13 protein-coding genes are annotated in these 14,401 nt (G+C 65.5%); 2 read left to right on the top strand and 11 right to left on the bottom strand.

Annotation, left to right across the window (positions count from 1 at the left end):
• The first annotated feature begins 40 nt into the window (after positions 1 to 40).
• Entirely contained in the window at positions 41 to 511 is a 471-nt protein-coding gene (locus NBG84_RS30970; RefSeq protein ID WP_250922986.1) for a LysM peptidoglycan-binding domain-containing protein, read from the top strand.
• Between the two features lie 599 nt (positions 512 to 1,110).
• Here the strand turns inward: NBG84_RS30970 and NBG84_RS30965 are convergent.
• Positions 1,111 to 1,629, bottom strand: a complete 519-nt coding sequence (locus tag NBG84_RS30965) for a hypothetical protein (RefSeq protein ID WP_250922985.1) — start codon at positions 1,627 to 1,629, stop codon at positions 1,111 to 1,113.
• A gap of 371 nt (positions 1,630 to 2,000) precedes the next feature.
• On the opposite strand from NBG84_RS30965, the gene NBG84_RS30960 reads away from it, so the two are divergent.
• A complete protein-coding gene (locus NBG84_RS30960; RefSeq protein WP_250922984.1) occupies positions 2,001 to 2,930 on the top strand; it encodes a helix-turn-helix domain-containing protein in 930 nt (309 codons plus the stop codon).
• A 264-nt stretch (positions 2,931 to 3,194) separates the two neighbouring features.
• On the opposite strand, the gene NBG84_RS30955 is transcribed toward NBG84_RS30960, so the two are convergent.
• The 10 genes from NBG84_RS30955 to NBG84_RS30910 form a co-directional block, all read right to left on the bottom strand.
• Complete coding sequence (locus NBG84_RS30955; protein ID WP_250922983.1) at positions 3,195 to 3,824, bottom strand: HAD-IA family hydrolase; 630 nt, start codon at positions 3,822 to 3,824, stop codon at positions 3,195 to 3,197.
• Between the two features lie 281 nt (positions 3,825 to 4,105).
• Complete coding sequence (locus NBG84_RS30950; protein ID WP_250922982.1) at positions 4,106 to 5,341, bottom strand: MAB_1171c family putative transporter; 1,236 nt, start codon at positions 5,339 to 5,341, stop codon at positions 4,106 to 4,108.
• Positions 5,338 to 5,922, bottom strand: coding sequence for a hypothetical protein (locus NBG84_RS30945; protein WP_250922981.1), 585 nt, complete (start codon positions 5,920 to 5,922; stop codon positions 5,338 to 5,340). The genes NBG84_RS30950 and NBG84_RS30945 overlap by 4 nt, the downstream gene beginning before the upstream one ends.
• Before the next feature lie 398 nt (positions 5,923 to 6,320).
• Positions 6,321 to 7,118: a hypothetical protein gene (locus NBG84_RS30940; RefSeq protein WP_250922980.1), complete on the bottom strand. Its 798-nt coding sequence runs from the start codon at positions 7,116 to 7,118 to the stop codon at positions 6,321 to 6,323.
• A gap of 2,225 nt (positions 7,119 to 9,343) precedes the next feature.
• Positions 9,344 to 9,715, bottom strand: coding sequence for a hypothetical protein (locus tag NBG84_RS30935; RefSeq protein WP_250922979.1), 372 nt, complete (start codon positions 9,713 to 9,715; stop codon positions 9,344 to 9,346).
• Positions 9,716 to 9,822: 107 nt separating this feature from the next.
• Complete coding sequence (locus NBG84_RS30930; protein WP_250922978.1) at positions 9,823 to 11,676, bottom strand: SNF2-related protein; 1,854 nt, start codon at positions 11,674 to 11,676, stop codon at positions 9,823 to 9,825.
• Between the two features lie 433 nt (positions 11,677 to 12,109).
• Positions 12,110 to 13,006 (bottom strand): hypothetical protein, encoded by an 897-nt coding sequence (locus NBG84_RS30925; protein ID WP_250922977.1) that lies wholly within the window; start codon positions 13,004 to 13,006, stop codon positions 12,110 to 12,112.
• A 332-nt stretch (positions 13,007 to 13,338) separates the two neighbouring features.
• Positions 13,339 to 13,716, bottom strand: coding sequence for a hypothetical protein (locus tag NBG84_RS30920; RefSeq protein ID WP_250922976.1), 378 nt, complete (start codon positions 13,714 to 13,716; stop codon positions 13,339 to 13,341).
• 7 nt (positions 13,717 to 13,723) lie between these two features.
• Positions 13,724 to 14,053 (bottom strand): VRR-NUC domain-containing protein, encoded by a 330-nt coding sequence (locus NBG84_RS30915; protein WP_250922975.1) that lies wholly within the window; start codon positions 14,051 to 14,053, stop codon positions 13,724 to 13,726.
• On the bottom strand, positions 14,050 to 14,379 hold the full coding sequence (locus NBG84_RS30910; RefSeq protein ID WP_250922974.1) for a hypothetical protein: 330 nt from the start codon (positions 14,377 to 14,379) through the stop codon (positions 14,050 to 14,052). The genes NBG84_RS30915 and NBG84_RS30910 overlap by 4 nt, the downstream gene beginning before the upstream one ends.
• Between the last annotated feature and the right edge of the window lie 22 nt (positions 14,380 to 14,401).

Below are 14,401 nucleotides of genomic sequence, written 5' to 3'. Positions count from 1 at the left end.
GGCGCAGAAGAGAGCAGCTGCCAGGAGTCCCGCCGGCCCGATGGGCTTTGGTAACGGACCCGTTATCGCCGCCAGCGTCATGGTGGGCGGAGCGGCGCTTTTCGCCGGGTGGGGCCTGACGCAGCTCGCGACGTCCGACGGTGGCTTCATCCAGGCAATACGGGGCAATCACGCGCCGGTCGAGGCGCCGGGGAATCCCGGCGAGAAGAACGACGGGGGCGGCAGTGCCCAGCAGCCGAGCGAGAACGGCACGGGGAAGCATGACGAGAGAGGCGCAAGTCAGGATCCATCACCCGGTCGCGGCGACGAGTACAAGCTCAACGGATCGGGCGCACCGGCCGCGGAGAAGCCTACGTCGAAGGTGAAGCCGTACACCATCGAGCCAGGCGATACGCTGACCGCGATCTCGGGGGCGACGGGGGTGCCGATCGGTATTCTGGCCGAGTCGAACAAGATCCAGAATCCGGATCTCATCTACGCGGGGGCTTCGATGCTCGTCCCGCAGGTGTGACGACCCGGCGGGACGGAACTGCCGTGGGCCCCGAGCCTGATTCGATGCCCTGACCGCCACGAGGCAGTCAGGGCATCGTCGTCTTCTCAGGTAGAGGGCTCTACTCCCCTGCGACAGCGCTCGACCTCCCGTTCATGGACCGGACGCCATCCGGAGCAGGAGCGTGGTGCCGCCCACCGGGTAGGGACGAGGGCCGCGATCCCAAACCCGGCCGAATCCAGACGCTGGACGGCGCGGCAGGGACTCCCCTCAGGGCCTGCCGGGGCGTGGTCTCTCCGCGGTAGCGCCGGCGCGGCAGCGGTGGAACGGGACCGCGAGGTCGTACGCTCCGGCGTGCCCATGGTCGCCACTCCTGGAAGTCGACGGTGTCGAGACGAACCGCGTGGCCCTGTTGGGCTCGCCGCGAGGAGTCACCCGGGACCGGCGTGAGCCGGTCCTTGGTATGCCTCCCCACAGAGCACTCGGACCGGGTTCGACGCCAGGATCAGCCGCACCGACCCCCGGTTGCGGAAGTACAGCACTGCAACAGCGTCGGAGATCAGGCGACCCCACCGACGGCCTGGCCGGCCAGGTCGCCTGAAGTACGAGGCCGTCGAATCTCACGCCGCATCAGCGTCACCGGACTCACCCTGACCAAACAGGAATCCACGGACGGCGCCGTTCCTCACCATGTCCTGCAGATGCGCCAGGAACACCGCGCGCTGCGTGGCCCGGCGATCGGCCAAGGGCTCGTACTCGCGCAGTACCTTCAGGTCGACCACCCAGCCGTTCTCGCGAGAGATGACCTGGTCAAGCTGAGAGTCCTGTAAGACATCCATGCCGGTGAAGTCGTGGTCGAACTCGGATGCGATGTCGAGGTGTTGATCCGGCTCGTCGATGTAGAGCGTGTCGACGCCGACCTGCTGGCCGGCCTTGTCGAATGCCACGAGGAACACGCGGTCTACCCTCGCGGTGTTGTCGACGTGGACCGCTGCTGCGTTTGCGTCACCGATGAAGCTCGTCTGCTTGAACCGCTCGTACACGCGGGTACGAGCCTCATGGCACCACATGATGCGCCGGGCTTCGTCGAAGCCTTTGAACTCGTCAGAGCTGGACGCTTCTGGATGAGGGTGGATCATCGGTGCGCTCCTTCATATGCGAGATCCGGGAGGTTTGCGATGCCAGGGGCCGTATTGGCTACGACACATGCCTCGAAGCAGCGGGCCTCAACCGTTCCCACCCGGGGAGCGGGCATGCGAGCGAGAGCGTGCTAATCCAATACTCATCCAGATCTCCGTTCGGGGACTGACCAACCAGACCCGGCCATTCACGGCCCCAGGCCACTTAGCGGCCGAGCAACGGTGAACCCGCCCCCGAGGGACAGGTAGTTCAACGATGAAATAGGCAGGGCGTAAGATCAACCTGCGACACAGCGCCCCACCCACCAGGTCTGATGCATAAACGTACGTTAGATGCATGGATCGATCAAGCCGCTTGGCGTTATGGTGCAGTGATCGTCGTCAAGGTCATCCAGACCACCACCCCGCCAGGAGTTCATGTGCCCCGCCAGTTCGATGGCAGCAAGGTGCGCGCTATCAGACGCGGTAAAGAGCTCACCCAGAAGCAGCTCGGCGCGCACGCGGGTGTGGGCGTCGGCGGCCCGACTGTTGCGCGATGGGAGAGCGGCGAGGAGTTCCCCAAGGGTGAGAAGCTCCCAAAGATCGCCAAGGCACTCGATCAGCCACTCGACGAACTCTTCCCCCATGACGGTCCAGCGGACCTGCAGCTCCTGCGCTGCGACGCCGGCCTCAGCGTGGCGCAGGCCACCGCAGTCCTAGGGACCAGCCGCGTCCCCATCAGCAACGCGGAATCCGGCCGACGCCGGCTCCAGGACGCGTACGTGGGTCTGCTCGCGCACGCCTACGGCGTGACGGAGAAAGCGCTGCTGGCCGCCCAAGACGTCTCGTTCGGAGAAGGTCCCGCCGCTCTTTCGCGAGACGAACGGACGTCCTCACCCCACACTGCCGGGGAGAAGATCAACTACCTTCTGGAGCACGGGTACACCGGCCGGACGCCTCCGTCCGATGAGCAAATCGCGCAGGCCGTCAACGAGCACGGCGGCGTCCCGAGCACCACGGCCGACGACATCGCCGCGCTCCGCGTCGGCGCTATCACCGACGTCTCGGATTCGGTACGCACCGGCCTGGCTCACGCTCTCGACGTCGATGCCTCCCTCTTCCAAGACGACGCCGAAGTAGGGCCCGCGGCACGTGAGCTCCTCGAAGCCGTCCGCTTCCTCGGTTCGATTCACGAAGGTCAGATCCTGGGTCTGGCTGCCCGCGGCAATCACGCCGGCCTGTCAGCCGAGATGATGGCCAAGATCAACGAGGTCGTCAGCGAGCTCAAGCACAAACTGCCTGGTGTAGAAGGCGAATCCTGACACTGGCCGCTGCCCCAGCCGGATTTCGCACGCAGTCGGCGGGTCCGGTGAACGCGCTCATGTCTGATCCGCTGCAGCAGCATCCCTACCTGCGGAACGCACGCTGAGCCCTTGATCGGGACGCACCAGTCGGCGAGCCGCCCGCTCCAAGCCACGGGCCGGCGCCAGACGCTCGCTCGGGCGCCGAAGCGCAGACCTCCGGTCCCGGGCCTTCCTGTAGGAAGGTCCGGGACCGGAGGTCGTGTGCTCTGGCCCGTCGACCGACTACGGGGCAGCGCTAAGGTCCACACCGAGCAGGTTCGAAAGCTCGGCGACCGTCTGATGGGGGTCCTTGTTGTGTATCCCTGCGAACCCGAGCTGCTCCGCCGCCTTCACGTAGGCCTCGGTATCGTCGACGAAGACGCACTGGTCAGCAGGCATGTCCATCTGCTTGAGCGTGATCTCGAAGAGCTCGGGGTCGGGCTTGCGCATCTGGTAGTGCTCCGAGATCACCACGGCGTCGTACAGCTTGTCGAGCTCGTAGCCGTCGTACAGGTCCCAGGGGGCGAGGCCCACGCTGTTGGACAGGATGCCCACCTTGATCCCGGCTCGCCTCGCCGCAGCGGCCGCGTCGATCAGCCGCGGCTCAGGGCGGAGGTCACCGAAGATGCGGCCCATCAGGCCGTCAGGGGACACGCCCAGCATCTTGCCGGCGAACTCGTTCCACTCGGTCTGGGAGACCGCTCCGCGCTCCAGGTCGCTGGTAATCCGGACGCCCGTCTCGTCCTTGTACAGGGCAGTGAGGCAGGCGCCCTGCGGAAGCCCCTCGCGCTGCTCGAAGGCGAGCACTGCGGGCAGCAGCGGGGTGGTGAGCACGCCTCCGAAGTCGAGGACGATGCCGGTGCGGTGAGACATGCAGATACTCCATTACTGAGAATTTGGGCACCGTCCGTATTGGACGGCGTCCGTCCCCGGCGACTGCGTGTCGGGGACGGGTGGTGCCTACGGGGCGGAGCCGACGCCACCCACAGCCTGACCCAAGGCACTAGCTGCCATTCTGCGGACTCGGGAAATACTGTCCGCACCGAATGGCTCGACCATGCATCCCGGGCGCGTTTACGTCACCAATTCCCCCCATCTCAGCGCTCGTTCACCCGCCGGGCAGGATAGGATTTCGGGTTCCAGTACCAGGGCGATCACGATTCCAGTTCTACGGATTGACGGAGAAGATCTTGGGCGTCGGCCGGGGTAATGTGCGCATATACGGTGCTCACCCGAATGAGCCAGGCCGCTTCGCTATTCGTGTCAACGAAAGGCTTCTCCCGCAGCGGCGCGGTCGCGTACTGGCTGGGCTTCGTGGAGGTGGCGGCCCGGAGTGCGGCCGCGATCCAGTAGGCCTCGGCGGCCGGCTCAGGGTCGGAGCACGATTCGGTCGCATCCTCCGCAGCCCACAGCAGGCCTTCAGGTGCGTAGTACCTCAGCCTTTCGCAGGCGTCGGCGATGTCCTGGGTCCATCGGTCCAGGCGTACGTCACCTGGTACACGTGTGTGCGTCAGCTCCGCCAGGCGCGACTCCGGCGGGTAGAGGCTCGTTCCGGGGAATGCCTTCACCAGGTCGAACCAGAGCGGGTGAAGCAGGTAGAGGGTCTTCAGCATTTTCCAGCGCGCGGTGGCCGCACTGGTGGTGGGGATGCTCGCTCCCACCGCGACGATCAGGAACAGCAGGTTCATCCACATTGCCGTGAGATCGATCATTGTCTCCACCAGGGAATCACTCAGCGGGAACAGCACCGCTGCCCACACAATGGCGATGCGGGCCACCGTGTGGACGAGCCCCATCCACATCGCAATTCCCATCAGCCGGAGACCGATGCGCATGCTGGTCGTTTCGGCTGCCCGCGCACCTCGTGACCACTGGAATCCACAGACCGCCGTGGTGACGAGCGGGAAGAAGTAAAAAACCGTCATGTAGGCTGCGGCGCCCCACTCTCCGGCGTGATCCGTGAGGAAGTCCTCGCTCTGTCTGGGGCGGTCTACCACGGTTAAGAACAGGACGGTGAGGAGCACCACGCCGACGGCGCCCGCTCTGTAGGCCGCGCGGGCGATCCAGCGGGAGACCGCGACGTGCCGGGGCACCAACTCCTCAGTGCTCTTGCCGTAGCTGGTCGCAACGTAGGTCAGGGCCCCGATGATGGCCGCGGTGCTGGCGAAGTGCCGCATCAGTGCGCTCAGGTCGACCAGGGGAATGCGGTCCACTGCCAGCTTCAGGGCGGGGGTGTAGAGCCACAAGGCCACGGCGAATCCCGCGTAGGCGCCCCAGAGAGCTCGACGATGGGCGTCGCCGTACCTGACCGCCGGGAATCGCCATACGGCGATGAGGGTCATCACCCCCGCGGTCAGATAGCGGAAGAAGTCGAGCACGCCGTCGCTCATGGCCGGCGACCACCTCGACGCGGCGGAGCCACGGGGTGGGACAGCGAGGACTCAAGGAGGCTGACCATGTCGTCCCCGACGAACTTCGTGCGGCGGGCCAGCCGCTTGATCAGGGATGCCGACATTTCGGCCTGCTGCTCCTCGGGGCTGTCGTAGTTGACGCGCCCCTGGACGAAAACCGAGGAGAAGCGTCGAAGCACTTCCTCCCGGATGCGCTCAGGGACGTATCGCTCGATCTCGTCAGGGGTCAGGGTAGATCCGTGGTCCAGCCACTCGTGCGCCAGTTCGTGGAGAATGATGTGCTCGGTCTGGTTGCGACTGGACCGGCGCCGGTAGAGCACGATCGTGAACTCCGGCGTCTTGATCCGAAGCCCGCAGGCCGTGCCCAGCCCACCGTCAGGATCATCGAAGGGCACCAGCTGAATCCGGCGCTTCAGCACCTGCTCCATGTTCTTCACCAGCGCCTCAACGCTGAACGGCGTCGGGACTGGCAGATCGGCGAGCAGCCTCTCGCACTCTTTGATGAGATCGCCCTGCGCCGGGTCCCTACGCCAGCGGGCCACGCCAGTCGCCAAGGTCACGAGGCGTCTGCTGCCAGGGCCTCTGCGCAGGCCGAAGCCCCGGCTCCGGTTGCCTGTCTTCCGTGGAACCCACCTCATCATCGCGTCCTCCCCCGCCTGCGCCCCACCGCGCTCCCCCGCCTGCGCCCCACCGCGCTCCCCATGGATACTTTCAGACCACGTCGTACTCATACACATGTTTTAGCGGCGCGTCGAGCGAGTACCGCACCGCACTGAAGCCCCCCAGGTGTGGAATGCCCCCAGTAGTAGCCCCCCGATAGACCGACCTTGACCACCTGCCCGGTACTGGAGCCGAGGCCGCTGAACAGGGTCAGAGGGGGTTCAAGTAGGACCCTCCGGCTGCGCCATGGTCAGGTCGACCGGCTCGGGTGCGGCGGTGTTGCTGTTGCTCGATTTGGTCATGCTGGCTCCATTCCGACAGCGGGAGGGGAGGCGGAGGCAGAAGTGGACTCGGCAGCCTCGTACTGGCGCCTGAGTTCGGACAGCGGGAGCGGGTAGGCAACGCCTTTGCGGCGCTGCCTGAGCATCGACACCGGCCTACCCAACAGGTCCCGCATGCCCTGCTCCTGGGCCTCAGCGAACCCGTAACGCTCCGGCTGGACCTTCAAGGTGAGCTTCCACTGCTTCTGGCCGGCCCGAACGCACAGCCCGCCGCAATTGTTGTGCCCATAGCCAAGCTCGTACAGGCGAGGCGGCTCGATTCCGTGCCATCGCGAGAGGTCCATGAGCCGGGCCTTGGACTCCTCCTTGCTCAGCTCCGGTTCCCACCGGTTGCACAGCGGGAACCGGACCTGCCACGGCTTCCAGTTCTGCGCAATGGCACGAGCACGTGCCCGGTCGCGCTTGGTCTTTTCGATGCCGATGTAGACAAGGGAATCACTGACGGGAGCGTGCGCCCTCATCCACTTGCGGCACGGGATCTGCTTCAAGTACTTCGTGCAGGGAGCAATCCTGTCATTGCCGAGGAACCGCTTGTCTCGGAACAGCTCCCACGGATCGCGGCCGTCGGCGACCTTCGTCAGCGGCACTCCGAGCAGGCGGGACGTATCGTCAGCGAATCGCCAGAGATCCGGACACTCGGCCCGGGTATCCGCAAAGAGCAGGGTCATGCCGCTCGTGCCGTGCTTCTCCGCGACGCGAAGGGCGACGCCGAAGCTGCCGAGGCCGCCACTGAACTGAACGACGCGCTGCGTCATGCGTACTTCCATACCTTTCGTGGGGTGGGGTGGTCACCGCCCACTCCGGGCCGTTGGAGCGCACATGGCTCACGGCGGGGCACGGCGTGCAACCGCCGAACGGCGGTCCTATGCCTCGGCGGAGCCTGCGCTGCCGTCCTCGTTCCGCTCGGCCATCTCGGTCTCGCTGTGGTCTCCGAAGGAGATGTCATCAATTCGAACGCCGAGTTTGCTGAGGGAGGACAGGTCGTGTGTCTCGTCCTCAAGCTGCGCGACCGCAACTCGGCCTCCTCGTCGGTTTCGGCGGTGAGGCCGAGGCGGATGGATGTGGGAAGTGAGGAGAAGGTGTAACGGACGGGCATGGGTCCTCCGGTAGCCGGTAGCGAGCGCGGCAGGGTCGACGCTCGGCGGACATGTTTCTCCCTTGGGTTTTAGTCCTGTGCAGTCCAGTGGGTAGGGGACTACGCGACCTCACCTATGTATTGGGTCGAGTAGCGGCCTCCGTAAGGAACGATATCCAGAGCAATGCGGCGAGCCGCAGCCATAACGGAATCCTTACTTTCTCCCCAAACGGTGTGCCGCAGCTCCTCAGGAAGTTTCACATCGAAGTCAACGACAACGTCTGTGTCCTCGGATTTTTCCGCGCACCGCTTGTGTGCGTGATCCGCGGTTACCATGACCTCGTGGACGCCTTCTACTTCCGGGGTCCACTGAATGAAGGCCCAATGCATTCCGTGCTCTCCAGGTTAGTCTCAGTAGACGCAAAGCTCTACGTCGTCGCGGTGGTGTGGTTCGTAATCTAGGAACCATCATTGCTAGCGGTCCAGACATCGCCGAAGGCCCACATGCGTGCCTGGTCAACGCAGGGCTCGGGCGTCCCGTGGTCGTCGAGACTGCGGCGAATATGTCGAGCCAGTCACCCTGCGAGCAGCCGCAGATCGTCTGGATGGCGACCGCGTACTTCTTCTTGGGCTGGGAGATGGCGAACCAACGGCGCGCCCTGCCTCATCGACTCCCGGGGTGGCGGTCAACCCTCCCTAGTGTGTTCGTCAATCGGCTGAACAGTATCCAGATCGACGACCTGGCCCACTCCAAGGGTGCTCAGTCCACGCAGCATCGCGATGTCACGCTTTCGCTGCGCGATACCCGCGGGGCTCAGGAGCCGGCCGGCCTGCCTGCAATTTCCCTGCCCCAGAAGCTGTTCCAGCGCAATCCTCCAGTGGTTGACCTGGGCCTGGCGCGTGTGCTGCTCCAGCGCCTCACCATGCTGTTCATACTCGTGGCTCCGTGTTCTCGATTGGTTCCTGGTCCAACCGCGCAACGTGGTGGTGCAGCCCGCCCTCGTAGGTCTGCAGCCGCAGTTGCAGCGAGTCGTAGCCTCTTCGGCAAGCGGGACAAGGCGGTCGTCAGGACGCGCTCGTGGGAGTCCGTCAGCGGTCTGATTGGAGGCCGATGCGTGTCCCGGCTGATGCATTGACGGGTCTCATCAGTGTCTTGCTCGGGGCCTCGGCGGTCAGCGTCGTTGTCGCGTCCGGTCGGTGGCGGCGAAACGTCTCCTCGTGGACACCACCGGACCCCGGGGGTGCGCGTACCGAGACGCCGACGCATCAACAGGAATAGGCCGGGTGCACGAACACCCGGCCTGTTCCGGTCTCGATGCCGCTCCCGGGTCGGCTATGCCGACCCAGACCCCCGAGGCCGGCGCCCGTAGGGCGCGAGGCCGAGAAGAGCACTATCCAGTCCCGTTGGGAACTGCTGCTGGGCCAGCCCTTGACCTGTGCAGAGGTGAAGTGCAGCGGACGCGAGGGCGGGTCGCTTCCCTCAACACGTCTCTACTCAGGTCGACTTGCTCAGCCGAGTCCCACTTGACTAGTCGCAGAGTTGCGAATGTCCGCACTGCTCCTAACCTGCGACGCTCTCACGGAGAGCGGTGGTGCATTCCTGTCGAGCGGTACGACACCGTGGGGGGACGGAACGGCGAACGCGGCAAAGTTGCAGTGGGACAGCGACAAGGTGCGCCAGGACGGGACAGTCACGCTGTCATTCACCGGCGGGTTCGGCCTCCGCGGCCGGCTTCTGACTCCCTCGCCGTCTGCGGCGCGATGAGCGGCTTCTGCCTGAGCGGTCATCCTGAGCAGGGTGACGGCAGCGTTTCGCGGGTGGGACTGTGTGGTGGTCTCTGACATCGACAACTCGTCTGCGGCGTAGGCTGATCGGGAAGCGGGCTCGGTGGTTCGTGGTGGGGATCAGAGGATCGTCCGGAGCTTCACCCTGAAGGCGAGAACGACGACGGGCCCTTCGTATGGGGGGAGCCTTGGCGGGTCAGGGACGGTCAGAGGCATCTCGGTGAACGCGGGCGACGAGAAGGGTAGTGCGAGCGGCCGTGGGGAAGCAGCCGACTCCTGCAGAGTGTCCCGTTCCGGACGCAACTCGGCGACAGCCGGGGCGACGCAGTAGCGTTCGAGAATTGCCGCCACCTCGACGTCGTAGGCGTTACCGTCGGCCAGGCGGTCGGCGGCTGCGGAGGTGGGGCGCACGTTGCCCCTCCAACTGCATCCAGGTCCCACGCGCCCGTAGTTCGTCGCGGATCGGGGGATCAGGGCGATGGTCATCTTCATGACGGAGTTCCCTCCCTGATCACGCGTGTTCGGCGAGCGGTCGCCACAGTGACGGCCCGGCTGCAGGATCGCAACCGGGTCGTCGGTGGATGCGAAGGGTCCATCTTTCAGGCCCGCTCGGAAGCCCAGAGGTCGTTGAGGTCCTCGCGGATCTCTTCCTGCAGGGCGGCGAGGAGCGCCTGCTCGGCGCTGAAGTCCCCGGAGACGGCCTTGATGAGTTCGTCCTGGACCTGCTGCTTGCCAGCGAGCACTGACGGCATCCGCTCGTCCTGCGTGCCCTTGGCGATGAGCCGATGGATGGTCACCGGCTGCGTCTGACCCGTGCGGAAGAGCCGGCCGTTGGTCTGCAGATAGTGCTCAAGCGAGAACGGCAGCGTGTACCAGATCATCGTCGAGCCGCCGTGCTGCAGGTTCAGGCCGTGACCCGCGGCGGCAGGGTGGAGCAGCATCACCGGGATTTGCTTTGCATTCCACCGGCGGACCATGTCGCGCGAGCCGTCGAACGCCTGCGCGTCAATACCGGCCTGCCGGACCCGCGTGAGCAGCTGCTCCTTGTCGGACTTGAAGTGATAGGCGACGAGCATGGGCTCGCCGCCGCTGTTCCGCACCAGGTACTCGGTCATCTCGATCTTCTTGTCGTGGATGACCTCGTACCGACCCTTCGTGGCCGGGTCGTCAGGGTCCGCGGTGTAGAGCGTCCCAGAGGCGAACTGCATCAGCTTGCTCGCCAGCACCGCTTGGTTCGCGGCAACGATCGATTCGACACTCTGCGTCAGCATCCCGTCGTCGGTGTAGGTCCGCACGATGTCCAGGACCAGGTCGCGCTTGAAGTCCTTGTATGCCTGGAGCAGGTCCGGCGGAAGTGTGACGTTGACGTCCTGGACGCTGAGCGGCGGGAGCTGCAGGCTCGTGTTCTGCGCGCTCATCACCAGGTGCGAGATGGCCTCATGGATCTCGGTTTCGGCGTTGGCCGTGGGGATCCACTTCGCCGGGGTCGTGGTGCCGGGCACCATCTTCGGAGTGAACCAGCGGTCGCGGTATTCGGTGATGTTCTGCCCCAGCGTCTGGCCCTGGTCGAGCAGGTAGATCTGGCTCCACAGGTCATGGAGGCCGTTGGGGCTTGGGGTCCCGGTCAGCTCGATGAGCCGCGTCATGGCCGGCCGTACCTTCGCCAGGGCCAGGAAGCGCTGCGAGTCATGTGACTTGAAGCCCTGCGACTCATCGATGATGACCGTCTGGAAGGGCCAGACGATGGTGTTCTGGCCGTTGATGTCTTGGACTGGTAGCTGGTCGACGAGCCCGAAGCGGCATTGAGCACAGCCTGCGCCGGAACAGGTTCGGCAGTCATAAGCTTGCCGTGTCACCAGGGGCGACGTGAGCAGCTCCTGAACCCAGGCGCGGATCTCGGTCTTGGCGGGAGACTGGTGGTGGGCGTTTCCGGCGCACAGAGCGCGGTACTCGTCGATCAGTTCGTCTCGGCCCAGTGGCCCCCGCGCCTGGAGCAGACCCAGGATCGCCGTCGCCTCCGTTGAAACGGTCGGGGCAGGCACTGCTCCCGGCACCGGCGTGAGCAGCTTCGTCTCCTGGGACGGCTGTGTCAGCAGCTCCTGGTTGATGAAGTACATCGTCGGCGGATCGGTGGCGACCTCCTGGAAGCGCTTCAGGCGTTTGGCCTTGGAGAGCTTTCTGTCGTTCTCGTCGACGATGAGCGACTTCGTCCGGATAGGGAAGCCCCACTTCTCGATCTCGTCGATCCAGGTGGAGCGGGCGATCGCCACGGGCGCGATGACGAGGATGTGCCCTATCGGTCGAATCGTCTGCAGGACGCTGAGGGTCGTGAGGCATTTGCCGGCTCCGATGTCGAGCCACGCGCCGGCGAAGGGATGGTCGACAAGGAAGTCGTGCATCCGCTGCTGATGTGGCATCAGCGAGATCGCGGATGGAGCGGTAAGCGTAGTCATGTTCCTTGTCCTTACTGTTCTTCCATTGGCGGTCAGACATCTCATGCTGTTGGGATGTCGAGCGGGCTGGGGAATCGATGTGGTGTGACCATGCGGTTGCTTAGTCGTAGAGAGTGAGGGTTCCGAAGCGTTCGGCGCGCTGTCTCTCTCAGTGGCGGCGGCTGCCGGGTAGACACCGCAGCGCTAGGAGAGCTCGGGCCTGGAAGCCGCCTGGGCAGTCCACACGCAAGGTGGCGCAACCGTTGGAAGGTGTGGGTGCAAAAAAGGGGCCCGGTAACGATCCGCTCAACGGGATCGAGGTGTCCGTCGGCGGTGGCGGGGAGCCGCAAGGCGCGGGACAGGCCGACGCCCGGGAATTCGTGGCTGTGGCAAGCGGCTCAGGTCTCCGCCGTCGCCACATGCAGGCCAGGGGCCAGCGAGTGCGCGGCGGCGGCTACTGAATCTCCGTGACGATGCCGTTGTCCTCGATCTGCTGCACGGCCTTGATGGCGTTGGCGATCCACCAGCGGTGCTGGCTGGCCTGCATGGTCTGGTCGGTGGGGATGCTGTGCTGGTCGGCGATGGTCCCCAGGGGCTGGTCACCAGCACAGTCGATGTCGTTGTGGACGTGATCGGAGTCGGAGTTCTCGCAGTTCCGGCCAACAAGGACGGCCCAGAGGAAGGCGTCCAGCTTGTCGGCGGCCCAGTCACGGGAGTCAACGGTGATACGGGTGCGGAGGTTCTCAAGGGCAGTCTTCGCTCCGAGGAGAGCGGGCACCGTGAGGCTGTAACCCACGGAGCAGGCCCGGGCCAGGCCGCGGAGCTCGGGCACGTCGGCTTCGGCGTCCCAGAGCCGGTCGTACAGCTCTGCGAGGGACTCCTCGGTGTGTTCGGCCAGAGGGAGTCGATGTTCGGGGTCGGTGACGGGCGGGGCGGCCGGCAGCGCACCGGTTTCGGTGAGAAGGTGCTGCTCCCACTGTGCGGCGACGAGACGGTGCCAGCGCTGCGGGACCGGAGACCAGCCACACGGGCAGGCCACGGACCAGCGGCCGGAGGGCAGTTCGAGGCGCCGCGGCCAGTGGCTGGTGACGAGGTCCTTGTGGTCGGGGCAGATGTGGCCTCCCGTGGGGAAGATGCTGCCCGCGCCGAGCATGGACCAGCCTGCCGCCGACCACTCGGGGCGCATAGGTGAGCCGGCCATCGTCGCCATGGCGTCGAATTGGCGCAGACACCCGGGCACCAGACACGTGCGCAGCACCGGGGTGTTGGTGAGGGAGTCGATGTGGGCGTATAGGGATTCGAGCTGGTCCTCAGTCAGGGTGGCGAGCGGGATGCGCTCTTCACGGATCACGGTCAGATCTCCTCGGTGGCGGTGTACAGGTGGCCGGTGCTGGCCGGGCGGAACTGAACGAGACGGGTTCGGCCAGGGCGTAATGCCGACCGATGACCAGAGCGACGATGGCGTGCGTCTCATCGATCCCGAAACCGCGCAAACTGGCGCATGCGGAATGTCGGCCCTGGCTCGCCCAGACGGCCCCGGAGCTTGCTCAGTACCCTGGGGCCCTCCGTCGGCCAGCAGTTCATCCAGCAGACGGGGCGGCTCTGTGCGTCCAGTCGCATTCGCAGACGGCGACCAGCCTGGAGCGCCGCCAGCTTCGGACTCCCGGATCTTTCCGCTGTACCTCACAACGCGCGCTCGATGCCGTAACGCTCCAGCGCCGCGTCCACCCCTCGCCCAAACGACTCCAGGTTCAACTGAATGTCCGCGGGGATGGGTACCCCCCGGTAGTGCGGCTGCGGAACATCCCGGCTGCCGAAACCCAGGGCCCACTCTCCGGCCGGAGGGCGCTCGCCGTAGGGGAACGCCATCGGCAGCGGGCCGTCGTTGTGCGTGCCCCACATCTTGGCCGTGTGCATGGTCGGGGTGAGGGTTCCGGTCAGGCCCCGGCAGCGCTTGCAGGGGTAGTTGACGTATCGGACGTCCGTGTTCGCCCGCTGTCCATCGCAGGCGGAGCAGTTCCACGTGCCGCACCGGCGGCACGCGTAGCGAGGCTCGCTCACGACAAACCTATGTATCTGTGGGGCATGGTGCTGCTCTCTGTTGGTCGGATGGGGACTCGAGGAGGTGGGCGATGAACGCGTCGACGCTCGGCTTGTTGTCGACGACGTGGACCTCGGCCCCGTGCCGGCGCAACTTGGCGTGCGTGAGGTGTTGCAGCTTCCTCAACTGGCCGCCGGGGCGTTTGACCTCGACGAACACGGTGCCGCGGGGGGCGATGACGATCCGGTCGGGCACTCCCCCGCGGGCCGGAGAGACGAACTTCAGACACAGAAAGCCGTGTGCCCGGCACTGGGCAAGGAGGTAGCCCTCGATGTCCCGCTCACGCGGGGACGTCATCGGCTCTCACACGTCTCACCCGAAGGGGCCTTCGGCGCACCGTACTTCAGCTCGCCGGGCGAGACGAGCCGGAGGCCTGAGGAGTGGGTGTGCATTCGGGAGACGCTGAGGGTGGAGCGCTTCGTGCCGTAGTGATCTCGGACCAGGACCTCCCCGTCAGCAACTGACTCGATGACGACGTGGCGGTTGCTCTGCCGGGTGTCGAGGTTCTGCCAGATCAGGCCCCGACGGACCAGGATGCCCTCGCAGGTCGTGTTCTTCTCCCGCTGGGCCTGGGTATCGTCGTCGTGGGCGGAGGCGTCGGTTGACGCGATTTCTTCATGCATTATCGTTTCTCCTTGCATTTAG

The sequence above is a fragment of the Streptomyces albipurpureus genome, from assembly GCF_023701525.1.
Lineage (GTDB): Bacteria > Actinomycetota > Actinomycetes > Streptomycetales > Streptomycetaceae > Streptomyces > Streptomyces albipurpureus.
This window is presented reverse-complemented; position numbering and strand designations above follow the sequence as displayed.

Bases quoted from the DNA above. Each gene is read 5' to 3' on its own strand.
- NBG84_RS30930 (WP_250922978.1), bottom strand. From the start codon at position 11,676: ATGACTACGCTTACCGCTCCATCCGCGATCTCGCTGATGCCACATCAG.
- NBG84_RS30970 (WP_250922986.1), top strand. From the start codon at position 41: ATGGGCTTTGGTAACGGACCCGTTATCGCCGCCAGCGTCATGGTGGGC.
- NBG84_RS30950 (WP_250922982.1), bottom strand. From the start codon at position 5,341: ATGAGCGACGGCGTGCTCGACTTCTTCCGCTATCTGACCGCGGGGGTG.
- NBG84_RS30955 (WP_250922983.1), bottom strand. From the start codon at position 3,824: ATGTCTCACCGCACCGGCATCGTCCTCGACTTCGGAGGCGTGCTCACC.
- NBG84_RS30965 (WP_250922985.1), bottom strand. From the start codon at position 1,629: ATGATCCACCCTCATCCAGAAGCGTCCAGCTCTGACGAGTTCAAAGGC.
- NBG84_RS30940 (WP_250922980.1), bottom strand. From the start codon at position 7,118: ATGACGCAGCGCGTCGTTCAGTTCAGTGGCGGCCTCGGCAGCTTCGGC.
- NBG84_RS30935 (WP_250922979.1), bottom strand. From the start codon at position 9,715: ATGAAGATGACCATCGCCCTGATCCCCCGATCCGCGACGAACTACGGG.
- NBG84_RS30915 (WP_250922975.1), bottom strand. From the start codon at position 14,053: ATGACGTCCCCGCGTGAGCGGGACATCGAGGGCTACCTCCTTGCCCAG.
- NBG84_RS30910 (WP_250922974.1), bottom strand. From the start codon at position 14,379: ATGCATGAAGAAATCGCGTCAACCGACGCCTCCGCCCACGACGACGAT.